We start from the raw sequence: 23,767 nt of genomic DNA, 5'->3' as shown, positions 1-23,767 counted from the left end.
CGGACGCCATGGAAACCCGCACCAGCTACATCCTCGTGGGCAGCTTCGTGTTGGCCTTGCTCGCCGGCCTCTTCGTCTTCACGGTCTGGGTCGCCAAGATCCAGCTGGAGGAGACGCGCCAGCCCTATTACATCTATTTCACCGGTTCGGTGACCGGCCTGCAGGAGGGCAGCCCGGTGCGCTACCGCGGCATCCCCGTGGGCACGGCGACCGACATCCGCCTGGACCCCAACGACGTCAGCCGCGTGCGCGTGCGGATCGAGGTGCAGGAAGGCACGCCGATCAAGACCGACTCCATCGCCTCGCTGGAGGTCCAGGGCATCACCGGCGGCGCCTATGTTCAGATTTCCGGCGGCACGGAGATGAGCGAGCTTCTGCGCACCGCGCATGACGGCGGCATCCCGGTGATTCCGTCGCGCCCGTCATCGCTGACGGTCTTCGTCGACGCCGCGCCGCAGCTTCTGAACCGAGCGCTCGACCTCACGAACCGGGTGGCGGACCTACTGACCCCGCAGAACCAGGCGGCCATCGCCGAGATCCTGGCGAACACCCGCGACCTGACCGGCGAGCTGGCCCGCGCCAGCCAGGGGCTGGACACGACCCTCGCCCAGGCCAACCGGACGCTCCAGGGCTTCGAGACGGTCGGACCGCAGATCGGCGAAACCATGGACCAGGCCCAGCGCACGCTGTCCGCGGTGGAAGGCGGCATGAAGACGGTGACCGGCGACCTGCACATCTTGGCCGGATCGCTCAACAAGACCGCCACCCAGCTCAACGCCATGATCGGGGAGAACCGCGGGGCGCTGCGCGACTTCACCGGCGGCGGGCTGTATGAACTGACCTTGCTGATTTCGCAGTTGCGCGACCTGTCGGGGCAATTGTCCCGCGTCGTGACGCGGATCGAGAACGACCCGTCGAACTTCCTGTTCGGCGGAACCCGCCAGGGCGTGGAGGTGCGTGGACGATGATGAGCCGCTTGGTGACGAGCCGTTTGATGAAGGGGGCGGCGGCGGCGCTGCTGGCGGTCGGCCTGATGACCGGTTGCGCGGCGCTGAACCCCACCGCGCCCAGCCTCTACACACTGACTCCGGGAGCCGTGACGGAGTCCGGGCTGCCGCCGGTGCGCTGGCAGTTGCTGGTGGAGCCGCCGGCGGCCAGCGCCGGGATCGACACGCCGCGCATCGCGGTCACCCGCTCCGCCACCGCGCTCGACTATTTCGCCGGGGTGTCCTGGGCCGACCGGGCGCCGAGCATGGTGCAGGGGTTGATCGTCCAGTCCTTCGAGGACAGCCGGCGGATCGTCTCGGTCGGGCGGGATTCCGCGGGCCTGCGCTCCGACTTCCTGCTGAAGACCGAACTGCGCGACTTCCAGGCGGAATTCAGCGATGCCGGCGCCGCGGCGCCGGACCGGGTGCGGGTGCGCCTGTCGGCCAAGCTGGTCGCCATGCCCAACCGGACCATCGAGGCGGGCGAGACCTTCGACGCCGTGGTCCCGGTGCGCGGATCGGACTTCACCGACGTGATCGCCGCCTTCAACACGGCGCTGGGTCAGGTGGAAGGCGCTCTGGTGGATTGGACGTTGCGGCGGGGCGAGGCGGTGTTCCGTGCGGAGGCCGGTCGTTCCAATGCCGCGGGCATCCGCTGAGGAAAGCGCTTGCTATGCGTACAAAGCCTCATACGTAATAGGGATCAAGGACAGGCAGGGGCTGACGGGGCAGAGCATCCGATGATCGAGCTTTCGGAGCTTTCGCGCGACGCATTGCAGGCGATGTCGGAGGCCGCGCGGGAAGTCCGGCTCTGCCAGCGCGTGCTCGCCAAGACCGGCGACACGGTGGTGGGGGAACTGCTGCGCGGGCACGGGACGCTCTACGAATGGCGCCACTACCCGCCGGGCGACGTCTACGACGCCGAATATCACGCCCAGTACTATTACCACTGCCATCCCGAGGACGAGCGGCCCGACGGCGAGCACGGCCACTTCCACACCTTCCTGCGCCCGCTCGGGATGCCGCCGGGCATGGAGCCGGTGCCGCTGAAGGATTACGAGGAGCCGGACAACCCAAACGACGCGTTGTCCCATCTGGTGGGGATCGCCATGGACGTGGCGGGCCAGCCGGTGCGCCTGTTCACGACGAACCGTTGGGTGACGGGGGAGACGTGGTACGCGGCCGACGACGTGATCCGCATGCTCGACAGCTTCACCGTCGATCATGCCCGCCCCTCCTGGCCGGCGAACCGCTGGATCACCGCGATGGTCCGGCTGTTCCGGCCGCAGATTCTCAGCCTGCTGCAGGAGCGTGACCGGACGGTCGCCGCCTGGAGCGACCGGCATCCCGACGGTTGGGTCTATGAGGACCGGACGCTGGAGGTTACGTCGCAGATCCTGATCTCGGTGGAGGAGCAGGTCGCCGCGGTGGATCACGCTCTGCGCGGCGTACGGCGGCGGTCCTCCGTGCTGCCGGAACCGCCGCGCTTCGTCACGCCGTAACGCACCGTGGGGAGGCTGCCGCCGGTCACACCGGCAGCAGCGCCTTGCCCGTGGTGCCCGGAACCTGCCGGGCCTGGGCCATCACCGCCTTCTGGACCTTCTCGAAGGCGCGCACCTCCAACTGGCGCACGCGCTCGCGCGAGACGTGGAAGTGCTGGCTCAGCTCCTCCAGGGTCAGCGGCTCGTCGCGCAGGCGGCGCGCCACCAGGATCTGCCGCTCGCGGTCGTCGAGAACGCCCAGCCCCAGCTTGAGGAACTGCTGGCGGCGCTTGCGCTCCTGCGCGCCGGCCAGGATCGCCTCCTGGTCGGGACCCTCGTCGGCCAGAAGGTCCAGCCATTCGCTGTCGCCATCCTCGGCCAGGGTGGCGTTCAGCGAGCGGTCGGTGCCCAGCCGGCGGTTCATCTCGATCACGTCGGCCTGGGAGACGTCCAGCGTCGTCGCGATGCTCTCCACCGCCTCCGGAGACAGGTCGCCGCCGAAGGTGCCGTTCTCGGCGTCCTGCAACTGCGCCTTCAGCCGGCGCAGGCTGAAGAACAGCTTCTTCTGGGCCGCCGTGGTGCCGATCTTCACCAGCGACCAGTTGTGCAGCACATACTCCTGGATCGCCGCCCTGATCCACCAGGAGGCGTAGGTGGCGAAGCGGAACCCCTTGTCGGGGTCGAATTTCTGCGCCGCCTGCATGACGCCGACGTTGCCCTCGGCGATCAGGTCGGACAGCGGCAGGCCGTAGCCCTGATAGCCGCGGGCCATTTTGAAGACGAGCCGGAGGTGGCTGCCGATCAGCTTGTCGAGGGCGCGGCGGTCCTGCCGCTCCCGCCAGCGGATGGCGAGGTCGCGTTCCTGCTCGGGGGTGAGGTAGTCGTACTTGCGGGTTTCTTTTAGAAAGAGGGTGAGGGGTTCGCCAGAAACTGCCAGTTCCGTCAAAGAGCTTCTCCTGATTCCGGCATCCTCGGGAAACACCCTGCAATGGACCGATGACCCCCGGCCCGGCTGGCCGGCGGGGCCATCGGAGCGGGGTGAAATCGGCTGTGGCCCAGGGCCGGCCGTAAATGTGTGGATGTCGGCAAGAGCTTAGAAATAAGGGATCGCGGCGGCGGTTCAAGGGGTGGGGGGAAAGAAAGTATCCGCAGCCGGAAAATGGGAACTCCCCGGGACCGGCCGCGTTGGGGGTCGGTTGGGCCGCCTGGAATCGGCCCTGTGACCGCCAACGGAGGGCCACGCCCATGGACCTCGATCCGCTGCTTCTGTCACGAATCCAGTTCGCTTTCGTGATTTCTTTTCACATTCTTTTCCCCTCTTTTACGGTGGGGCTGGCCTGCTGGATCGCGGTTCTGGAGGCGCGGTGGCTGATCACCGGCAAGGCGCTGTACCGCAGCCTGTCGGAATTCTGGACGCGGATTTTCGCCATCTCCTTCGGCATGGGGGTCGTCTCGGGAATCGTCATGACCTACCAGTTCGGCACCAACTGGAGCCGCTGGTCCGACATCGTCGGCAACGTGCTGGGGCCGCTGATCCAGTACGAGGTGGTGACCGCCTTCTTCCTTGAGGCCGCCTTCCTCGGCATCCTCCTGTTCGGGCGGGACCGTGTGCCGCGGGGCGTCCATTTCCTGGCGGCGGTTCTGGTGGCGACGGGGACGGTGCTGTCCTCCTTCTGGATTCTCTCGGCGAACAGCTGGATGCACACCCCGGCGGGGGCGGAGCTGCGCGACGGTCGGTTCTTCGTCACCGACTGGTGGGCGGTGGTGTTCAACCCGTCCTTCCCCTACCGGCTGGCCCACATGCTGACCGCGATGTTCCTGACCACCGGGTTCGTGGTGGCGGGCATCAGCGCCTTCTACCTGTTGCGCAACCGCTTCCTGGAGCACGCGCGGGTCGGCCTCAGCATGTCGCTGGCGCTCATCACCGTCCTGGCGCCCCTGCAAATCTTCCTCGGCGACCTGCACGGGCTGAACACGCTGGAGCATCAGCCGGCCAAGATCGCCGCGATGGAGGGCCATTGGGAGGGCGGGGCGCGGGTGCCGCTGATCCTGTTCGCCATCCCCGACAACGAGGCGGAGACCAACCAAGCGGAAATCGCCATTCCCGCCCTGTCCAGCCTGATCCTGACCCACGAGTGGGACGGGGTGGTTCCCGGCCTGAAGAACTTCCCGGTGGCGGACCGGCCCAACCCGGAAATCCTGTTCTGGACCTTCCGCATCATGGTGGGGATCGGCATGGTCATGCTGGCGGTGGCGCTGATCCATCTGGTGCAGCGGGTGCGCGGAAAGCTCTACAGCCCGCATTGGTTTCACAAGGTTCTGGTCGGATGCATGCCATTGGGCTTCATCGCCATCCTGGCCGGCTGGTTCACCACCGAGATCGGGCGCCAGCCCTGGGTGGTCTATGGGATGATCCGCACGGCGGACGCGGTGACTCCGGCGCTGACCGGCGGGGCCGTGCTGACGTCGCTGATCGTGTTCATGGTGGTCTACACGATCATCTACGGGGCCGGGACCTACTACCTGTTCCGGCTGCTGACCATCGGCCCGGCGCGGCTGAACGACGAGGATCTGGAGGTCCCGGCGGTGGTGCAGGGCCATCAGCCGAAGCGGCCCCTGTCGGTGCCCGGCGAATCCATCGAACCCGCGGAGTGACCCCCATGGAAGGCAGCCTGCTGACCCTCGCCTGGGTCGCCATCGTCGGTTTCGCCGTCTTCATGTATGTGCTGATGGACGGCTTCGACCTCGGCATCGGCATCCTCTACCCCTTCGCCCCCAGCGAGGAGGCGCGAGACGTCATGATGAACTCGGTGGCGCCGGTCTGGGACTTCAACGAGACGTGGCTGATCCTCGGCGGGGCGGGGCTGTTCGCAGCCTTTCCCATCGCCTACGCCATCGTCCTGCCGGCCATGTATCTGCCGCTGCTGGTGATGCTGATCGCCCTGGTCTTCCGCGGCGTCGCCTTCGAGTTCCGCTTCAAGGCGCGGAGCAGCCGCCATCTGTGGAACAAGGCCTTTTTCCTGGGGTCGCTGCTCGCCACCTTCGCGCAGGGGGTGGTTCTCGGTTCCTTCATCCAGGGGATCGAGGTGGAAGGGCGCAACTTCGCCGGGACCATGCTGGACTGGCTGACCCCCTTCAGCCTGTTCTGCGGCGTGGCGCTGATCGCCGGCTACGCGCTGCTGGGGAGCACGTGGCTGATCTGGCGGACCATCGGGATTTTGCAGGACTGGTGCTTCCGCGTGGCGCGGCGGCTGCTGGTCGTGGTGCTGGTTCTGGTCGCGGCGGTCAGCCTGTGGACGCCCTTCCTGGACGCTTCCATCGCCGCGCGTTGGTTCTCGGTTCCCAACATCCTGCTGCTGTCGCCGGTGCCGCTGATGGTCGGCTTTCTCGCCTTCGGCCTGTGGCGGGCGCTGGAGGAGGGGCGGGAGGCGCTGCCCTTCGCCTTCGCCATGGGGCTGTTCGCCCTGTCCTACCTGGGGCTGGCGATCAGCCTCTGGCCGGTGCTGATCCCGCCGGGGATCACCATCTGGCAGGCGGCGGCCCCGCCGGAGACCCAAGTCTTCCTGCTGATCGGCATGGCCTTCCTTATTCCGACGATCCTGATCTACACCGCCTACAGCTATTGGGTTTTCCGCGGCAAGGTGACGGGCGCCATCGGCTATCATTGAGGGCGTGCCTGCCCCTGGCGTACAACAGCCGACCACTTTTGACGGAGACCGCACCATGACCCCAGACATCGCCCCGGACATCAGCTTCGCCGAGGTGATGCTGCGCAAGGGTGCGGAACTGCTGCAAGACACGCCGTCGGAGGACGCGGCGGAGGAGGCGGTGAACATCATGGCCCGCCGCCTCGCCATCGCCGCGACGATGGACGCGCCGCTGGTCGTCCACACCGAGGGCGGCGGGCGGCCGGAGATGTTCGAGGAGGCGATGCGGCTGTCCGGCGTCTCCGCCGGGGAGCGCGCCGCGGCCCTGGCCGAGGCCCGGCAGGCCGAGCGCGCCGTGGTGTTCGAGTTCGACGGCACCGGCCCGCTGACCGGCAACCGCGTGGTCGCCGCGGTGATTCGTCCGGAGGACCGGCCGGACCTTCTGGAGGCCTACATCGCCATCGGGCGCCTGCGCGACGGCGCCGCCCAGGTGACCGTCGCCCCGGCGACTCTGCGCCTCGACGCCCGCGCGCTCGCGGAGACGCTGGCGCTGATCGGCCCGGCGGCGCAGCACAGCGTCAACGCGGCCAACGCCGCCATGGCCCATGCGGCGGGGATCACCGCGCTGCCGGGGCATGAGCTGGACAGCCTGCCGGGCGCCCTGGTCGCGCTCTACTGGCACGCCTTCTGTCTGTCCTCCGCCCGCACGCGGCTGCGCCCCACCGGGCCGGGCGCCCCGACCCTGCATTGAGCGCCGGGACCCCGTCCATGAGGGTGCTGTTCCGCGCCGACGCCGGGGCGTCCATCGGGGCCGGGCATGTCATGCGCTGCCTCGCCGTGGCGGAGGCCGTGCAGGAGCTGGGCGGCGATGCGCTGTTCGCAGCGGCGAGCCTGCCGTCGGCTTTGGGCGAGCGTCTGCGCGCGGCCGGCATGGCCGTTCACCGGATCGACGCGGAGGCCGGCAGCGCCGCGGACCTCGCCGCGACGCGCGCCATCGCGGCGGAAACCGGCGCCGGCGCCATTGTGCTGGACGGTTACGGATTCTCCGAAGGCTGGCGGGCCGGGCTGGCCGGGAGGGGGCTGCCCATCCTGGCCTTCGACGACGCCGGGACGGGGGAGCCGATCCACGCCGGGCTGATCGTCAACGCCGCGCCGGACGCCGCGTCGCTGCCCTACCGCAAGGGCAACCCCGGCGCCCGGCTGCTGCTCGGCCCGGCCTACGCTCCGTTGCGGCGGGAGGTGCGGGAGGCCGCGGCGGCGACCAAGCCACCGCTTGAGGAACGCTGCGGCCTGCTGGTCACCTTCGGCGGCTCCGACCCGCTGGGGCTGACGGCTCCGGTGATCGAGCGCCTCGCCCCCCGCCTGCCGCCGGGTGTTTCGCTGGACGTGGCGGTCGGCGGGGCGGTGCGCGACGCGACGGCCGTGGAGGCCTTGGCGGAGCGTTTCAAAGACAGCGTGCGGCTGCACCGCGACACGCCGCGCATGGGGCAGTTGATGGCGCAGGCCGGGCTGGCCGTCTCGGCGGCGGGCACCACAACCGGGGAACTGGCGGTCATCGGCACGCCCGCCGTGCTCGTCACCATCGCCGACAACCAGTTGGAGGCCGCCCGCCAGTCGGAGGCTCTGGGCTGGTGCGCCCTGGTGGCCGGACAGACCGACGGCGCTCCGGAGCGGATCGCCGACGTCGCGCTGGAGCTGTGGGCCGATCTGGCGCGGCGGCGGACCATGGCGGGCAAGCTGGGGGGAATCGTCGATGGCCAGGGCGCCTTGCGCATCGCGCAAGCACTGGCGGAGGCCGTGGCAGTCCAGCGCTCAAATTAACCCTCTCCCCTCTGGGGAGAGGGGAGGGTGAGGGGGATGTGCTTTTGCCGGACGTGCCGCCGCGCGCATCCCCCTCATCCTCCCCACGCCTGCGGCGCGGGTCCCCTCCCTCTCCCCGGAGGGGAGAGGGCGACAACTGCCGGGCGCGGTCACCCCGCGGTGAAGCCGCCGTCCACGGGCAGCACCGTTCCGGTCACCCAGCGCCCGCTGTCGGCCAGCAGATAGGCCACCGCGTCGGCCACGTCCTGCGGCGCGCCGTAGCCCAGCGGGTGGGCGGCGGCGAGCGCGGCGTTCTGCTCCATCGGCAGCATGGCGAACTGTTTCTCCGCCTTGGTGCCCAGCACCACCGCCGGGGCCACCACATTGACGCGGATGCGCTTGTCGGCCAGTTCCAGCGCCAGCGATTGCGCCACCGAGACCAGCGCCGCCTTGCTCGCGGCGTAGAGCGAGCGGCCCTTCTGGCCCTTCAGCCCGGCGACCGAGCCGACATAGACGATCGACCCGCCGCCCGTTGCGAAGACGCCCTTCTGGTGGAAGCCGCGCGCCAGCATCAGCGACGCCCCGACGTTCAGCGTGAAATAGCGGTCGAACTGCGCCCGGTTGACCTGCCGCAGCACGGAATAGCCCTGCTCCGACGCGGAATGGACCAGACCGGCGAAGGGACCGCCGGCCTCCGCCAGCCCCTTCATCCAGCCGGGGATGGCGTCGAGGTTGGTCAGGTCGAAGGGGGCGACGCCGTGCCGCTCCGGCCCGTCCAGCAGGGCGCGGGTGGCCTCCAGCGCGTCGGCGCGTCGGCCGACCAGCGTCAGCGCGGCGCCCAGCCCGGCCAGCGTCCGGCAAATCTCCCGCCCGATGTCGCTGTCGGCGGAGGCCCCGGTCACCAGCAGGCGCCGTCCCGTGAGGTCGAGCGGGTTGCGCATGGTACGGCGGCTCAGGGGGTCAGCAGGGGGAAGTCGTCGGGGATCTCCTGCACCGCCGGGGCGGGGATCGGCCCGACGTCGGCCACCACGGCGCCCCAGGACCAGCCGACTCCGAAGCCGGCCAGCAGCATCTTGCGCGTGCCGGTGGACAGCGCCTCGCCCAGCCGGTGGCTGACCGCCAAGGGGATGGAGGCGGAGCTGGTGTTGCCGAAATCGTGCATGTCCACGAGGAATTTTTCCGGCGGGAACTTGGTCTTCTTGCGCAGATGCTCCAGCATGAAGGCGTTGGCCTGATGCATCACGCAGAGGTCGATGTCCTCGACCCCCACGCCGGCGAACTCCAGCGTCTCGCGGATCAGCGGCGGCACGGCGCGCAGCGTGAAGGCGAAGACCTCCGCCCCGTTCAGCGACAGGCGGGAGTCGGTGAACATCTGTTCCTGCTTGCCCGCCGGCCAGGGCTCGCGGCCCGGCACCAGCGAATTGCGGCGCCCGCCGGCCTTGACCCAGATGTTCTTGGCCCCGCCGCCGTCGGTGCCGACGACGACGTGGATCGGCGCGGCCCCCTGGCTGACCTCCAGGGCCACGGCCCCGCCCGCGTCGCCGAACAGCGGCAGGGTGGAGCGGTCGCCCGGCACGAGGTGGCGCGAGCTGGTGTCGCCGCACAGCACGATGGCCCGCCGGCCCGTCGACCCGCCGAGCAGCCGCCCGGCCATCCACAGCCCGTAGATGAAGCCGGAGCAGCCCAGATTGACGTCGAAGCAGGCCGCCCCCGTCGCCAGTCCCAGCCGCTTCTGCATGACGCAGGAGGTCGCCGGCACGTTGTAGTCCGGGTCCTGCGACACGAAGACCAGCACGTCGACGCTGGCCGGGTCCCAGCCGAGCTGGGCGAGCAGCCCTTCCGCCGCCGCGACGCACATGTCCGACGCGCAGATGTGCGGCGGGGCGATGCGCCGCTCGTACACGCCGGTGGTGGCGAACAGCTTTTCCGCCTCCTCCGCCGTGAAGAGGGAATGGTCCTCCAGGAAGGAATGGCGGTGCGGCGGCACGGCGGCCCGGAATCCCGCGATGCGCACGCCCTCGATGATGGCCTTCACCGGATGCTCCCTCCCTCCGCCGCCCGTTCGTCCCTCCTGGACTTGGGCGAATTCGGAGACTATTAACCGAAAGAACGCTAGGGTCGAATGATTAACGAACCGATAAATGGAATCAGCCATGGATGACCGGGGTCCGCAAAGCCGGCTTTCGTTCCCGCCCGACATGGTGATCCCGCCGCAGCGTTACTCCGGCGAGGCCAATCACGCCGAAGAGGCGGCGCGAGTCTTCCGCCGTTGCTGGATGTTCGTTGGATTTACGGACGACCTGCGCAACGACAACGACTTCATCACCGCGGACATCGCCGGCACCTCGGTTCTGGTGCAGAACTTCGACGGGGAGCTGCGGGCCTATCACAACGTCTGCACGCACCGCTATTCGCTGATCCACCTTCGGCCCTGCGGCAACGGCAAGCCGGTCTGCCCCTATCACGGCTGGGTCTTCAACCGCGACGGCGTTCCGGTCGGCATCCCCGGCAACCGCGAGCATTTCGGCCTGGACGACGCGGCGAAGAAGCGCCTCGCCCTGCGGCGCTTCGAGGTGGCGGTGCGCGACCGCTTCGTCTTCGTCCGACTGGAGCCGGCCGGGCCGGGGCTGGACGAGCAGTTGGGGGCCTATGGCGCCGTGCTCGACCATCTGTCGGACCTGTTCACCGACCGCATCGACGAGGGCGTGCTGCCCTGGAACGCCAACTGGAAGGCGGCGCTGGAAAGCGCGCTGGAGGTCTACCACGTCGACGCCACCCACCCGGAGACCTTCAAGGGCTACGTCAAGAAGGTGTGGATCTGCTCCTACGAGGGCGAGCATTCGCGGGGCGTCAGCCAACTGTCCGACGGCTCGGCGCGCTGGTGGGACGGGGTGGCCCAGAAGATGGGGCTGCCGCGCAGCGACCGGCTGGAAAGCTACGACCACTATCTGATCTTCCCCAACCTCGCCATCGGCGTCTCCCACGGCGCGCTGATGAGCGTCCAGACCTACGACCCGGTCGGGCCGGACCGCTGCGAGCTGCATTACCGCCTGTTCCTGGGCGAGACGTCCAAGCCGCAGACCAAGGGCGGGGCCGCCCGCAAGGCGGTGGAGGCCAACGTCGCCGGCTTCAACCGCACCATCCTGGGCGAGGACCAGCGCGTCGCCGAAGCCGCCCACAAGGGGCTGAAGCAGGTCCAGGCCCCGGCCGTCCTCGGCTCCTGCGAGGAACGGATCGCCGCCTTCCACCGGGCGTGGCTCGCCCGCATGGCCGTAGAGTGAGTGAAGCCATGAGCCCACTGGTCGATCTCACCGGACGGCACGTCCTGGTCACCGGCGCGTCGGCCGGCATCGGGCGGGCGACCGCTCTGCTGGCCGCGAGGCTCGGCGCGCATGTCACCCTCAACGGGCGCGACGCCGGGCGGTTGGCCGAGACGCTGGCGCTTCTGCCGGGGGAGGGGCACCGGACGGCGGCCTTCGACCTGTCGGACAGCGACGCCATTCCCGGCTGGGTCAAGGCGCAGGCCGAGGCCGGCGGCCCGATCGGCGGGCTGGCCCATTGCGCCGGGGTGCAGATCGGCAAGCCGGTGCGCGGCGTCGACCGCGCCTTCTTCGACGGCATCCTGCACGCCAACCTGCTGAGCGCCCTGGCGCTGGCCCGCGGGTTGCGGCAGAAGGGCTGCCACGCCGAGCCGGCGGCGCTGGTGCTGGTGTCCTCCGTCGCCGCGGAGATCGGGCAGCCGGGCAACGTGGTCTATTCGGCGGCCAAGGGCGGGCTGGTCTCGGCCACCCGTGGGCTCGCCATGGAGTTCCTGCGCGACGGCATCCGCGTCAACTGCGTCGCCCCGGCGATGGTCGAGACGGAGATGATGGAGCGCTTCCGCCGCACCACCACGGCGGAGCAGTTCGAGGCGATCCGCGCCGCCCATCCCATGGGCTTCGGCAAGCCGGAGGACGTGGCCTCGGCCATCGCCTTCCTGCTGTCGCCGGCCGCCGGCTGGATCAACGGTGTGATGCTGCCGGTGGATGGCGGCTATCTGGCGACATGACGCCGCAGACGTTCGAGGGGTGAGGGTTTAATGTTCCGCTTCCGCCGACCGACGGCCGACGACGCCGCGATGCTGCTGCGCTGGCGCACCGAGCCGTCGATCACCCGCTTCATGTTCACCGATCTGGAGAACCCGGACGTCGAGCGGCAGCGCGCCTGGCTGGCCGCGATGGACGCCCGCGCGGACTTCCGCCATTTCATCATCGAGCATGAGGGTCGCCCGGTCGGCTATCTTTCCTACTATGACATCGACCGGGTGCATCTGCGCTGCTCCTCCGGCTCGTACATCGTCGAGGAGCGGGACCGGCGGAAGCTCGCCGGCTTCCTGCACTGCTTCATCATGGATTATTGCTTCTACGGTTTGGGGATGAACAAGCTCTTCAATTATTTCATGGAGGGCAACGATACGGTCATCCGCATCCAAAGGGTTGTGAAGGCGCGCGAGGTCGGGGTGCTGCGTCAACATGTCCGGAAATATGGCCGTTTCCACGACGTCCATGTGTTCGAGACGCTGCGCGGCGATTGGGAGGGACACCCCCATATCTTCTCGCGCGAAACCACGCTGGCCGCCTTCGCGGAATAGGCCATGCGGCTGGGGGCTTACGTTGGGCGGTCGGCCGGGAAAGTTCGCCGTCACCCCCACCGAATGTTTGACCAATCCACCGCCGACGCGGTATGCGGCGGGTGTGGGGGCGGCGCCGCGGCGCCGGGAGCATGAGGGGAAGCACGGTGCGGCCTGAGGAAGCCTTGACGGACATCGACGTCACGCTGCTCGCCGGTGGTCTCGGCTCGCGCATGCGGGGCGTCTCGGGCGACACGCCCAAGGTGCTGGCGCCCATCGCGGGCCGCGCCTTTCTCGGACATCTGCTGGACCATCTGGCCGCCTACGGCGCGCGCCGGGTGGTGCTGTGCCTGGGCCATCTGGCCGACCGGGTGACGGCGTGGCTGGCCCAGGGCGACACCAACCGGTCGCTGGACGTCGTCTGCCAGATCGAGCCGAGCCAGATGGGCTCCGCCGCGGCGCTCGCCTACATCCGCAAGGACCTGAAGGCCGGCACCGTCCTGGTGATGAGCGGCGACACCTTCCTCGACGCCGACCTGCGCGCCTTTGTCGCCTCGCACCGCCTGTCGGGGGCCGAGGCGTCGGTGCTGTGCGTGGAGGTGGAGGACGCCGCCCGCTTCGGCCGGGTCGAGGTCGGGCCGGACAGCCGCGTCCGCCAGTTCCTCGACAAGGCGCCGGGGCGCGGGGTCATCAACGCCGGGGTCTACCTCTTCTCCGCGGCCTTCCTCGACCGCATCGCCGCCTCCGGGGCCAGTTCGCTGACCCGCGACGTTCTGCACAGGATGCCGCCGGGCACGCTGCACGGCCACGTCGCCAAGGCCCGCTTCATCGATATGGGCACGCCGGAGAGTCTGGCGGTCGCCGCCAGCGTGATCGGCGGCCGCGAGACCTGAGCGGAGCGGGCGCCGTGGCGACGCTGGACGAGGCGCTGGGCATCGCGCTCGATCTCCACACCGCCGGGCGGACGGAGGAGGCGGAAACCCTTTACGGGCGCATCCTCGACGCCGTTCCGGACGAGCCGAACGCCCTTCACCTCTATGGTCTTCTCTGCGCCCAGGGTGGGCGGCTGGAGCAGGCGGCCGACCTGCTGGGCCGGGCGGTTGCGCTGCGCCCCGGCCAGCCCGAATACCGCGCCAACCTCGCGACGCTGCATCAGGCCCGCGGCAACCCCGCCGCGGCGGTCGCGGAATACCGGACCGCCCTGCGTCTCTGCCCCGATTCGGCGGCGCTCGCCTTTCCGCTGGCGGGGGTGGCGCGGCAGGCGGGGGACAGCGGACTCGCCCTGGCGGCCTATCGCCGGACCGCCCTCATCCAGCCCGACCTTGCCGAGCCGATGGTCCAGGCCGGCATCCTTCTGCGCTACGCGGGACGGACGGATGAGGCGGTGACGGCCCTGCGCCGCGCCGTCCGGCTGCGTCCCGACCATGGGGAGGCGTGGCACCATCTCGGCGTGGCGCTCCAGCGAACCAGGGACCCGGAGGCGGCGACGACGCTGGCACAGGCCGCGACCCTGCTGCCGGAAGACGCGACGGCCCGGCTCAATCTCGGCCGCGCCCGGTATGACGCGGGGCACTGGGGAGCCGCCGCCGCGGCTCTTTGCCACGCGCTGGCGCTCGACCCGGCGAGGGATGACGTTTGGGAGCTTCTCGCCGCCGCCCGTCGCAAGGCGGGCGGGGAGGGGGAGGCCGTGACGGCGTTGCGCCGTCTGCTGCGGCTGCGTCCGGACGCGGCGAACGGCTGGCACGCGCTGTCGCTTGCCGAACCCGGCGCCCTGGGGTCGCTCCGCCGCGCGCTGGCCCTTCAGCCGGATCACCGCAACGCTTTGAGCGGTCTGGCGAACCGGTTGCGCGATCGGGGGGCGGTCGCCGCCTCGCTGCGCCTGCACGACCGGGCCGTCCGCCTTGAGCCGGCCAGCGCCGAGGCGCGCTGGAACCGCTCCCTGGCCCGGCTGCTCGCCGGCGACCTGACCGGCGGGTGGGAGGATTACGAGGCGCGCTGGGGCGTGGCCGATTTCCCGACCCGGCCGCGTGGTCTGCCGCAACCGCTGTGGAGCGGCGAGGGCATCGCCGGGCAAACCATCCTGCTGCACGAGGAGCAGGGCCGGGGCGACGCCATCCAGTTCGTCCGCTACGCCCCCCTGGTGGCCGCCCGCGGCGCCCGCGTGCTGCTGGAGGTCGGGGCCGATCTGGTCCCTCTGTTCCGCGGCCTGCCGGGGGTGGAGCGCGTCGTCGCGCGCGGCGAGCCCTTGCCCGCCTTCGACTGGCAGTGCCCGCTGCTCAGCCTGCCGCGGGCCTTCGCCACCCGGCTGGAGACCATTCCCGCCGCCCCCTACCTGACCGCCGACCCGGCGCGTGCCGCGGCGTGGCGGGAGCGGCTGGCCGGCCCAGACCAGCCCGGCGGCCTCACGGTCGGGCTGGTCTGGGCCGGCAACCCACAGTTCGCCGGGGACCGTGAGCGGTCGCCGGGCTTGGCGGCGCTGGCCCCGCTGCTGGCGGTGCCGGGCTGCCGCTTCTTCGGCCTGCAGCTCGGCCCCGGACACGACGCGCTGGCGGGGCGGGCGATGCCGCCCTCCTTCACCGATCTGGCGCCGGAGATCCGCGACTTCGCCGACACCGCGGCGATCATGGCGTCGGTGGATCTGGTGGTGTCCTCCTGCACCGCGCCCGCCCATCTGGCCGGAGCGCTGGGTGTTCCGCTGTGGGTGCTTCTGTCCCACGCGCCGGACTGGCGCTGGCTGCTCGATCGCGCCGACAGCCCCTGGTATCCGACCGCCCGCCTGTTCCGCCAGCCCCGCCCCGGCGATTGGGCCGCGGTGGCGGCGGAGGTCGCGGCGGCGCTGGCCGAGCGCGCGGCGCATTCTTGAAACCTTAACCACGCCGGGGCTATCAGGAGGCGGGGCGCACCACAGGCGCCGGTTGGGGGATCCGCATGTCCGACATCGCCGGGGAACAGGCCGCCACGTTGAAGGCGCTGCTGGCCGAGCGCCAGTTCAACGCCGACCGCCTCAACGCCCTGACGGCCCATTGCGAGCGCATGCGCCGCGAGCTGGATTCGGACGCCCGCCTGTCCATCGCCGAGGACCTGCGCCGCGCCCCGCCGACCGGGGAGACGGTGCTGCTCCACTCCGTGCTGTTCCAGTTGACCGGTGACCTCTACCACTACGAGCGGATTCTCCATTACCTGCTGCTGGGCGGGGAGCGGGTCGGGCCGCAGTTGATGCATTACACCTACTGGTGCATGGCGCGGCAGCTCTTCCTGGCGGCGTCGGCGCCGGAGAAGCTGGCCGCCTTCGGCCCCTGCGATCTGTTCCGCTTCTACGAGGAGCTGGTGCGGGCGGTGGCGCGGCGCTGGGGCGTCGTTCCGCCGCTCCATGTGCCGCGCGACGGGCCGATCCGCCGGGTGGCCGTGCTGACCAACCAGTTCACCAACGACCAGCACCAGCCCTCGCGCGACTGCTTCGACTACGCCAGCCGGCTCCAGGGCGATTTCGGGCTCGACGTCGCCATCATCAACTGCAACACCATGCCGCTTCGGGCGGAGAGCCTGTTCGTGCCGCCCATGGTCGCGGAGCTGGTCGCCGATTACGAGGGCGTTTTCGCGCTGAAGATGTTCGGGCGGCAGGTGAAGATGGCCTCCTTCACCGACCGCGCCTTCTCCAAGGACAAGCTGTCCACCATCGTCGGCGCCATCGACGGCTACGATCCCGACCTGCTGGTCACCTTCGGCGGGGCCAACGTGGTGGGCGACCTGTTCGCGGTGACCGACGCGCGTCCGGTGGTCTGCCTTCCCACCACCTCCGGCATGACGATCTCGCTGGCCCATCTCGTGTTGGGCTACGAGGAGGGGAACCACACGGACGTCATGCCGGCGCTCTACCGCGGCCCCTTCGCGCGGCGCTTCCGGCCCTTCACGCTGGGCTTCTCCGCGCCCCCCACGGCGGGGGCTGGGGGCACGCTCGACCTCGGCGATGCGGCCTTCGTCTTCGCCGTGGTCGGCACCCGTCTGGATCTGGAGGTGACCGCGGAGTTCCTCGCCCTGGCCGATTCCATCCTCGACCGCTGCCCCGGCGCGGCGATCGTCTTCGCCGGGGAGGTGGAGCGGTTGCCGGCCCGGCTGAGGGCGGCGCGCAACGGCGCGCGGATGCGCAGCCTGGGCCATCTCAAGGACATCCGCGCCTTCTACCGGCGCTGCCACGCCTACCTCAACCCGTCGCGCCAGGGCGGCGGCGGCAGCGCGGCCTACGCCATCGCCGAGGGGCTGCCGGTGGTCACGCTGGCCTGGGGCGACGTGGCGAGCGTCGCGGGGGCGGGCATCCCCGTGCCGGACGCCGCCGCCTATGTGGAGCGCGCCGCCGCCCTGGTCGCCGACCCGGCGCTGCGCGAGCGGCAGGCGGAGCTGTCGCGCGTCCGTTTCCGGACCGTCGGCGACCGCCACCGCTGCACCGAGCGGCTTCTGGCCTACGGCGAGGAAGCGCGGGACCTCCTGCGGGCTGCGGCCAAGGCGGACGCACAAAGGGAAGACCCACCGTCCGCTTCCGTGGCAGAGTGACACCCGACCATCACAGCGAGACCGCCCTCCGTGCCGCGCGACGTCATCATCAACGGGCGCCCCATCGGCCCCGACCATCCGCCCTATCTGATCGCCGAGATGTCGGGCAACCACCAGGGCGACCTGAACCGGGCGCTGGCCCTGATCGACGCCGCCAGGGAGGCCGGCGCCGACGCGGTGAAGCTGCAGACCTACACCGCCGACACGCTGACCATCGACCATGACGGGCCGGGATTCCTGCTGGAGGGCGGGTTGTGGAAGGGCCGCACCCTGCACGACCTCTACCGCGAGGCGCACACCCCCTGGGAGTGGCACGGCCCGCTGTTCGAGCGCGCCCGCGCCATCGGCCTGACCATCTTCAGCTCCCCCTTCGACGACACGGCGGTGGACCTGCTGGAGCGGTTGGGCGCCCCGGCCTTCAAGATCGCCTCCTTCGAGCTGAACGACCTGCCGCTGATCCGCCGGGCCGCCCGCTCCGGCAAGCCGCTGATCCTGTCCACCGGCCTCGCCACGCTGGGCGAGATCGCGGAGGCGGTGGAGGCTGTCGGCGATGCGCCGCTCGTGCTGCTCCATTGCGTCAGCGGCTACCCGACCCCGCCCGAGGACTGCAACCTGCGCACCATCCCGCATCTGGCGCAGGCCTTCGGCGTCGCTGTCGGCCTGTCCGACCACACCCACGGCGTGGCGGTGCCGGTCGCCGCGGCGGCGCTGGGGGCGGTGGTGATCGAGAAGCACTTCACCCTGTCCCGCGCCGACGGCGGGGTGGACAGCGCCTTCTCCCTGGAACCCGCGGAGTTCAAGGCGATGGCCGAGTCCGTCCGCACCGCCTGGGCGGCTCTGGGGCGCGTCCATTACGGGGTGAAGCCGAGCGAGGCGGGCGGGCGCGACTACCGCCGCTCCCTCTACGTCACCGCCGACGTGGCGGCGGGCGAGGCGCTGAGCGCCGCCAGCGTCCGCTCCATCCGCCCCGGCTTCGGCCTGGAGCCGAAGCATCTCCCCGCCGTGCTCGGCCGCCGCGCCGCCCGCGCGCTGAAGCGCGGCGAGCCGCTGCGCTGGGACATGCTGACCCCGGAGGGTTGAATGAGCGCCGCCACGGCCAAGCCGCGCGTCGTCTGCATCTCGCAAGCCCGCATGACCTCGACCCGCCTGCCCGGCAAGGTGCTGATGGACGCGGCGGGGCAGCCGCTGCTGGCCCACCATCTGGACCGCTTGGCGCGCTGCCGGACGCTCGACGCGCTGGTGCTGGCGACCACGGTCAACGGCACCGACGATCCGGTGGCGGATCTGGCGGGATCGCTCGGCGTGCCGGTGTTCCGCGGCGACGAGCAGGACGTGCTCGGGCGCTTCGCCGGGGCGGCCGCCATGGCCGGGGCGGACGTGGTGGTGCGGGTCACCGCGGATTGTCCGCTGATCGACCCGGCGCTGGTGGACCGCCTGGTGATGGAGTTCCTTGAGGCGGCTCCGCCGCTGGATTATCTCGGTCTGGACGTCGGCCGCTTTCCGCGTGGGCTGGACGCGGAGGCATTCACTCGTGCCGCTTTGGATGAGGCCGCCGCCAATGCCACCGATCCGGCGGAGCGGGAGCATGTCACCGCCCACCTTTACCTTCGCCCGGAGCGGTTCCGCATCGGCACGCCCCTGGCGCCGGAGGACGGCAGCGTCCTGGAGCAGCGCTGGTGCGTCGACGAGGCCGCCGACCTGGAGTTGGTCCGCCGCCTGCTGGGGGCGCTTCTTCCCGAAAATCCCGGCTTCGGCTGGCAGGATTGTTGCAATCTGCTGCGCCAGAACCCTGAATGGGCCGACCTGAACGGCAGCGTGCGTCAGAACACGCTCCACTGAAACGGAGACACCACCATGGACCGCAAGGAATTCCTGCTCGCGCTCGACGAGATGCTGGAGCTGGACGCCGGCACCCTGACGGGCGCGGAAGAGCTCGACTCGATCGACAGCTGGGACTCGCTGGCCGTCATCAGCTTCATCGCCCTGGTCGACGAGAAGCTCGGCCACGTCGTGGAGGGCGAGAAGCTGGTGAAGGCGAAGACGGTGGACGACCTGCTTGGCCTGGCCGGCATCGCCGTGGCCGCCTGACTCCCAGGTGACCGAAAGGATCGAGCGCTCCCCGCGGCGCGGACGGGTCGACATCGAGGGCGGTCCGGCCGCCTATCTGTCCATGGGGCGGGGCGGCGTTCCGGCGTTGCTCCTGCACGGCTTTGCCGGGGATTCGCTGACCTGGCAGTTCAACGCCGCGGCGCTGGCCGCCGACCGCCGGGTTCTGGCGGTGGATCTGCCGGGGCACGGCGCCTCGACCCTGGAGGTCGGGGACGGGCGGGTCGGCGCCTTCGCGCCCTGGCTGCTGCGCCTGCTGAACATCCTGGAGATCCCGCGCGTCCACGCCGTAGGCCACTCGATGGGCGGCTTCGTCGCGCTGGAGCTGGCGCGGCTGGCGCCGGAGCGGGTGGCGAGCCTGTCGCTGGTCGCCAGCGCCGGCCTCGGCCCCGACTTCGACCTGGAGTTCCTGCGGCGGGTCGCCGCGCTGGAGACGGTGGAGGAGGGGCGGGACTGCGCCGCGCGCCTGTTCGCCCGGCCCTGGCTGCTGGCGGGGCGCGTCGGCGAGGTGATGCACGCCCAGGCCGCCGATCCCCGGCGCCGCGCCGCCCTGGAGCGGATCATCGCCGGCTCCTTCGCGGAGGCGCACCGGTCGCCCGGCCCGGTGGATTGGACGGCCTTTCCGATGCCGATCCAACTGCTGTGGGGGCGGGAGGACCGTATCATTCCGGTGCCGGGCGCCGACCGCCTGCCCCCGGGCGCGCCGCTTCATCTCTTCGACAAGGCCGGGCACTTGCCGCATAGTGAGGCGGCAACCCCCGTCACGGCCACCCTCCGCGACTTCCTTTCCGCATGCGACACCCAATGACCGAAACCATGTTCGCGCTGATCGCCGAAGAGCTTGCCCGCATCGCCGCCGACAAGGGGGAGACCCTGCCGGCGCTCGGCCCGGACACGCGCTTCCTCGGCGGGGATCTGCCGATCGATTCCCTCGACCTCGCCACGCTTCTGGTGGTGCTGGAGCAGCGGACCGGCCAGGACCCCTTCCGCGCCGGCTTCGTCCAGTTCAACACGGTCGGGGAATTGGCGGCCCTCTACCGTCCGGACCTTTCTCGTTCAGGCGCCGCCGCCGGGTCCGCATGACCCCGCCGCCGCCCTGGCTTCATCCCGGCGTTCGCCTGATCGAGGCGGAGCGAAGCGTCGGCTGGACGGAGATCGCCGCCCAGGCCGACGCTTTCGAAGCGGCGTTCCAGGCCGCGGGTGGGCGGGTGGTCCTGCCGCCGCAGGGCGTGCCGGCGCTTGTCGCCGCCCTGGTCGCCGCCGAGCGGGCCGGGGTGGAACTGCACCTGCCGCGCCGTGCCGCCCCCGCGGAGACGGAGAGCGAACCTCACGGGCCGGGATTCGCGGTGTTGCTGGAGACCTCCGGCACCACGGGAACGCCGAAGCTCATCCGGCATGATTTCCAACGCCTGCGCGGGCGCCTGCGCGGTGCCGGCGATCCGGACGCGCGTTGGTTGCTGGCCTACGAACCGGCGGCCTTCGCCGGGTTTCAGGTGATCCTGACCGCCCTGGCCGCGGGGGCGACGCTGGTGTCGGCGCCCGGCGCCGGGGCGGCGGAGCTGGCGCGCCTCGCCGTAAGCCATGCGGTCACCCACATCAGCGCGACGCCGAGCTTCTGGCGGGCTTTCCTGCTGGCGCTCGACGGCGCCGCGCCGCCGCTGGTCGCCGTCACGCTGGGGGGCGAGGTGGCCGACCAGCCGCTGCTCGATCGGCTGGCGGAGCGGTTCCCGACCGCGAAGCTGCGGCACATCTACGCCTCGACGGAGGCCGGGGCCCTCTTCGCGGTGGGCGACGGAAAGGCGGGTTTTCCCGCCGACTGGCTGGAGACCGGAATCGACGGGGTCGGCCTGCGCCTGAGCGACGGGGTGCTGGAGGTGAACAGCCCGCGCGCGATGCTGGGTCTTGACGGCGTCTGGCTGTCCACCGGCGACGTCGTGGAGGTGCGCGGCGACCGCGCGCTGTTCGCCGGGCGGCTCGACGGGCGCGTCAATGTCGGCGGGGTGAAGGTCTCCCCGGAGGTGGTGGAGCAGGTGCTGTTGGACGTTCCGGGCGTTCGGGATGCCCTGGTCCAGGCCGCGGCCAATCCGGTGACCGGCCACATCCTGACCGCTCTGGTGGTTCCGGCCCCTGGGGTGGAGGAGGCCGCGCTCCGCGCCGCGATCCGCGCCGCGGTGGCTGTTCTGCCGCCGGCCGCGCGCCCCCGTCTGGTGACCCTGACCGGGAGCATCGCCCTTGGGGCGGCGGGCAAGAAGACGCGGAAGGGAACGGCATGAGTGGCAAACGGCATGTCATCGTCACCGGCGGCAGCCGCGGGCTGGGGCTGGGCATCGTCGAGGCGCTGCTGGCGGAGGGTTATCGCGTCTCCACATGCAGCCGGGCGCCGGGCGAGGCGCTGGAGCGGCTGGCCGGCCCCGACCTGTTCTGGCAACCCTGCCGCATCGGCGACGCGGAGGCGGTGCGTGTCTTCATGGACGCCGCGCTTGAGTGGGGCGGCGCATCGCCCTTGTGGGGACTGGTCAACAACGCGGGAATCGCCCGCGAAGGCGTGCTGGCGACGTTCCCCGAGATCGACGTGGAGGAGGTCATCCAGGTCAACCTGACTGGCGCCATCCAGGTCGCCCGCGCCTTCCTGCGCGCCAAGCTGGTGAAGCGGGGGGCGGGGCGGATCGTCAACATCTCCTCGATCATCGGGCAGCGGGGCTACACCGGCCTGTCCGCCTATTCCGCCTCGAAGGCCGGGCTGGACGGGCTGACCCGCGCCCTGGCGCGCGAGGTCGGGAGGCTCCAGGTCACCGTCAACTCGGTCGCGCCCGGCTATCTCGCCACCGAGATGTCCGGAGCGCTGGCCGAGGGGCAGCGCGACCAGATCGTGCGGCGCACGCCGCTGGGCCGGCTGGGCGATGTGGCCGACGTGGTGCCGGTGGTGCGCTTCCTGCTGGGTGACGGGGCGGGGTTCGTGACCGGCCAGACCATCGTCGTGGACGGCGGCATCACCGGCTGACGGAAGGAGACGCCCCATGGTGGCCAGCGTGATCGAAGGCGTCGTCCTGACGGGAATCGTCGCCTGCGTTCCGGAGCGGCGCGAAACGGTGGAGGATCTGGCCGCCCGCTTCGGCGAGGATGCCGCCCGCCGGATCGCCAAGGCGACGGGCATCGAGGCCCGCCACCTCGTGCCGCCTCATCAATGCACGTCCGACCTGGGAGAGGCGGCGGGGCGGCGCCTGCTGGAGCGGCTGGGCTGGGCGGCGAGCAGCGTCGATCTGCTGGTCATGGTCACCCAGACCCATGACCATATCCTGCCGGCCTCGGGCTATCGGCTCCACCATCGGCTGGGGCTGGGCAAGAACGCGGCGGTGCTCGACCTGACGCTCGGCTGCTCGGGCTATGTGCACGGCCTGTGGACCGCGTCGGCGATGCTGAAGGCGGCGGGCGGACGGCGGGCGCTTCTGATCGCCGGGGACACCACGTCGCGCGTGATCGACCCCGACGACCGCGCCGTGGCGCCTCTGTTCGGCGACGCCGCGACGGCGACGGCGCTGGTGGCGGAGGAGGGGGCTGCGCCCATGGTCTTTGAACTGGGCAGCGACGGCGCCGGCGCCCCCTACCTCGCCGTCCCCGGCGGCGGTCTGCGGCGGCCCGGCGAGCCCGCGCACCTGTTCATGGACGGCACCCAGGTCTTCGCCTTCACCCTGCGCGAGGTGCCGGGCAACATCCGCGCCGTTCTGGAACGGGCCGGCTGGACGATGGAGACGGTGGAGCGTCTGGTCCTGCATCAGGCCAACGCCCAGATGATCCGCCATCTCGCGCAGAAGCTCGGCGCCACACCCGCCCAGACGGTGGTCGGGCTCGCCGGATTCGGCAACACCAGTTCCGCGTCCATTCCCCTGGCGCTGGCCTCCGAACTGGAAGAGGCGCTGCGCGGCGGGCCGTTGCGCCTTCTTCTCTCGGGCTTCGGTGTCGGCTGGTCGTGGGGGAGTGTTGCGCTGACTGCCGGCCCGCTCGCCGTTTGCGAGGTGACGGCTCTTCCTGCAAGCCCGGCAGAATCTGCCGGGTCGGATGCGCAACCGGCAAAGGGTGCCGGGCGGGAGGCAATTCTTGCCGAGCAATCGGCAAAAATTGCCGACCCCTGATTTACCCAGAGGCAGCATTTTCCCCATCCGGGCGGCAAATTCGATCTGGCCCATTTATTGCCTACCGGTAGCCCGAGGGAATTAGTCCCTCTCCGTGCGCGCAACGTCGTGCGGACCGACATCCTCCAAAAGGAGTGACTCCATGGCTACCAGCGACATCTCCCTCTCGTCGTCGATGCGCACAAACCTGCTGCAGCTGCAGGGCGTGCAGGACTCGATCGCGAAGAAGCAGAACATCCTCGCCACCGGCAACAAGATCAATTCGGCGCTCGATGGCCCGACGTCGTTCTTCGCCGCCAAGAACCTGACCCAGCGCGCCGGCGACCTGACCGCGCTGAAGGACACGATGGGTCAGGCCATCAGCACCATCAAGGCCGCCGACAAGGGCCTGACCTCGATCGACGACATGATCGAGCAGGCGCGCGGCCTGACCACCGCCGCCTATTCCGCGCTCGGCACC

General features: G+C 70.7%; 24 protein-coding genes and 1 pseudogene. 22 read left to right on the top strand and 3 right to left on the bottom strand.

All coding sequences use genetic code 11. The features are described 5' to 3' along the window. Positions 1 to 8: 8 nt before the first annotated feature. The 3 genes from DXK32_RS25325 (at position 9) to DXK32_RS25315 (ending at position 2,488) form a co-directional block, all read left to right on the top strand. Complete coding sequence (locus tag DXK32_RS25325) at positions 9 to 968, top strand: MlaD family protein (RefSeq protein ID WP_114861028.1); 960 nt, start codon at positions 9 to 11, stop codon at positions 966 to 968. Between the two features lie 11 nt (positions 969 to 979). After that, on the top strand, positions 980 to 1,645 hold the full coding sequence (locus DXK32_RS25320; protein ID WP_114861045.1) for an ABC-type transport auxiliary lipoprotein family protein: 666 nt from the start codon (positions 980 to 982) through the stop codon (positions 1,643 to 1,645). 81 nt (positions 1,646 to 1,726) lie between these two features. Next, positions 1,727 to 2,488, top strand: coding sequence for a DUF6969 family protein (locus tag DXK32_RS25315; protein ID WP_114861027.1), 762 nt, complete (start codon positions 1,727 to 1,729; stop codon positions 2,486 to 2,488). Positions 2,489 to 2,513: 25 nt separating this feature from the next. On the opposite strand, the gene rpoH is transcribed toward DXK32_RS25315, so the two are convergent. After that, complete coding sequence (gene rpoH, locus DXK32_RS25310) at positions 2,514 to 3,413, bottom strand: RNA polymerase sigma factor RpoH (protein WP_040134236.1); 900 nt, start codon at positions 3,411 to 3,413, stop codon at positions 2,514 to 2,516. A 299-nt stretch (positions 3,414 to 3,712) separates the two neighbouring features. On the opposite strand from rpoH, the gene DXK32_RS25305 reads away from it, so the two are divergent. From DXK32_RS25305 to pseG, 4 genes are read left to right on the top strand one after another with little or no spacing between them, the layout of a single operon-like run. After that, positions 3,713 to 5,122, top strand: a complete 1,410-nt coding sequence (locus DXK32_RS25305; RefSeq protein WP_114861026.1) for a cytochrome ubiquinol oxidase subunit I — start codon at positions 3,713 to 3,715, stop codon at positions 5,120 to 5,122. Between the two features lie 5 nt (positions 5,123 to 5,127). Next, entirely contained in the window at positions 5,128 to 6,135 is a 1,008-nt protein-coding gene (gene cydB, locus DXK32_RS25300) for a cytochrome d ubiquinol oxidase subunit II (protein ID WP_114861025.1), read from the top strand. Positions 6,136 to 6,190: 55 nt separating this feature from the next. Next, positions 6,191 to 6,865 (top strand): hypothetical protein, encoded by a 675-nt coding sequence (locus DXK32_RS25295; RefSeq protein WP_247877337.1) that lies wholly within the window; start codon positions 6,191 to 6,193, stop codon positions 6,863 to 6,865. 17 nt (positions 6,866 to 6,882) lie between these two features. After that, positions 6,883 to 7,935, top strand: coding sequence for a UDP-2,4-diacetamido-2,4,6-trideoxy-beta-L-altropyranose hydrolase (gene pseG, locus DXK32_RS25290; protein WP_114861024.1), 1,053 nt, complete (start codon positions 6,883 to 6,885; stop codon positions 7,933 to 7,935). Between the two features lie 149 nt (positions 7,936 to 8,084). Here the strand turns inward: pseG and DXK32_RS25285 are convergent, their stop codons facing one another. Continuing rightward, the gene (locus DXK32_RS25285) at positions 8,085 to 8,855 is read right to left on the bottom strand and encodes an SDR family NAD(P)-dependent oxidoreductase (RefSeq protein ID WP_114861023.1); all 771 of its coding nucleotides are present in this window, start codon (positions 8,853 to 8,855) and stop codon (positions 8,085 to 8,087) included. A gap of 11 nt (positions 8,856 to 8,866) precedes the next feature. After that, complete coding sequence (locus DXK32_RS25280) at positions 8,867 to 9,949, bottom strand: 3-oxoacyl-ACP synthase III family protein (protein ID WP_114861022.1); 1,083 nt, start codon at positions 9,947 to 9,949, stop codon at positions 8,867 to 8,869. A gap of 118 nt (positions 9,950 to 10,067) precedes the next feature. Here DXK32_RS25280 and DXK32_RS25275 point away from each other — a divergent pair, with 118 nt between their 5' ends. The 15 genes and pseudogenes from DXK32_RS25275 to DXK32_RS25205 all read left to right on the top strand — a co-directional run. Then, positions 10,068 to 11,195: an aromatic ring-hydroxylating oxygenase subunit alpha gene (locus tag DXK32_RS25275; RefSeq protein WP_114861043.1), complete on the top strand. Its 1,128-nt coding sequence runs from the start codon at positions 10,068 to 10,070 to the stop codon at positions 11,193 to 11,195. A gap of 8 nt (positions 11,196 to 11,203) precedes the next feature. Then, a complete protein-coding gene (locus tag DXK32_RS25270) occupies positions 11,204 to 11,962 on the top strand; it encodes an SDR family NAD(P)-dependent oxidoreductase (RefSeq protein ID WP_247877336.1) in 759 nt (252 codons plus the stop codon). Positions 11,963 to 11,992: 30 nt separating this feature from the next. After that, positions 11,993 to 12,544: a GNAT family N-acetyltransferase gene (locus DXK32_RS25265; protein WP_114861020.1), complete on the top strand. Its 552-nt coding sequence runs from the start codon at positions 11,993 to 11,995 to the stop codon at positions 12,542 to 12,544. 164 nt (positions 12,545 to 12,708) lie between these two features. Further along, a complete protein-coding gene (locus tag DXK32_RS25260) occupies positions 12,709 to 13,416 on the top strand; it encodes a sugar phosphate nucleotidyltransferase (protein ID WP_247877335.1) in 708 nt (235 codons plus the stop codon). Between the two features lie 14 nt (positions 13,417 to 13,430). Continuing rightward, positions 13,431 to 15,386: a tetratricopeptide repeat protein gene (locus tag DXK32_RS25255; RefSeq protein ID WP_114861018.1), complete on the top strand. Its 1,956-nt coding sequence runs from the start codon at positions 13,431 to 13,433 to the stop codon at positions 15,384 to 15,386. A 65-nt stretch (positions 15,387 to 15,451) separates the two neighbouring features. Beyond that, on the top strand, positions 15,452 to 17,071 hold the full coding sequence (locus tag DXK32_RS25250; RefSeq protein WP_114861017.1) for a glycosyltransferase: 1,620 nt from the start codon (positions 15,452 to 15,454) through the stop codon (positions 17,069 to 17,071). Between the two features lie 30 nt (positions 17,072 to 17,101). Then, positions 17,102 to 18,151, top strand: coding sequence for a pseudaminic acid synthase (gene pseI, locus DXK32_RS25245; RefSeq protein WP_114861016.1), 1,050 nt, complete (start codon positions 17,102 to 17,104; stop codon positions 18,149 to 18,151). Beyond that, positions 18,152 to 18,910, top strand: a complete 759-nt coding sequence (locus DXK32_RS25240) for a cytidylyltransferase domain-containing protein (RefSeq protein ID WP_114861015.1) — start codon at positions 18,152 to 18,154, stop codon at positions 18,908 to 18,910. A 15-nt stretch (positions 18,911 to 18,925) separates the two neighbouring features. After that, entirely contained in the window at positions 18,926 to 19,159 is a 234-nt protein-coding gene (locus tag DXK32_RS25235; protein ID WP_114861014.1) for an acyl carrier protein, read from the top strand. 7 nt (positions 19,160 to 19,166) lie between these two features. Beyond that, complete coding sequence (locus tag DXK32_RS25230) at positions 19,167 to 19,985, top strand: alpha/beta fold hydrolase (RefSeq protein WP_114861042.1); 819 nt, start codon at positions 19,167 to 19,169, stop codon at positions 19,983 to 19,985. Next, positions 19,982 to 20,260 carry an acyl carrier protein gene (locus tag DXK32_RS25225; RefSeq protein ID WP_114861013.1) on the top strand — a complete coding sequence of 93 codons (279 nt, stop codon included), beginning with the start codon at positions 19,982 to 19,984 and terminating at the stop codon, positions 20,258 to 20,260. The genes DXK32_RS25230 and DXK32_RS25225 overlap by 4 nt, the downstream gene beginning before the upstream one ends. Further along, positions 20,257 to 21,450, top strand: coding sequence for an AMP-binding protein (locus DXK32_RS25220; protein ID WP_114861012.1), 1,194 nt, complete (start codon positions 20,257 to 20,259; stop codon positions 21,448 to 21,450). Before DXK32_RS25225 ends, DXK32_RS25220 begins: the two co-directional genes overlap by 4 nt. Further along, positions 21,447 to 22,178 carry an SDR family NAD(P)-dependent oxidoreductase gene (locus tag DXK32_RS25215; protein ID WP_114861011.1) on the top strand — a complete coding sequence of 244 codons (732 nt, stop codon included), beginning with the start codon at positions 21,447 to 21,449 and terminating at the stop codon, positions 22,176 to 22,178. Before DXK32_RS25220 ends, DXK32_RS25215 begins: the two co-directional genes overlap by 4 nt. Positions 22,179 to 22,194: 16 nt before the next feature. Beyond that, positions 22,195 to 23,307, top strand: a complete 1,113-nt coding sequence (locus DXK32_RS25210; RefSeq protein WP_114861010.1) for a ketoacyl-ACP synthase III — start codon at positions 22,195 to 22,197, stop codon at positions 23,305 to 23,307. A 142-nt stretch (positions 23,308 to 23,449) separates the two neighbouring features. Beyond that, positions 23,450 to 23,767 (top strand): annotated as a pseudogene (locus DXK32_RS25205) (flagellin); the annotation flags it as partial.

The organism is Azospirillum brasilense (assembly GCF_003349955.1).
Classification (GTDB): Bacteria; Pseudomonadota; Alphaproteobacteria; order Azospirillales; family Azospirillaceae; genus Azospirillum; species Azospirillum brasilense_B.
Note: the sequence above shows the minus strand (reverse complement) of the source record. Positions and strands in the feature narration are given on the sequence as shown.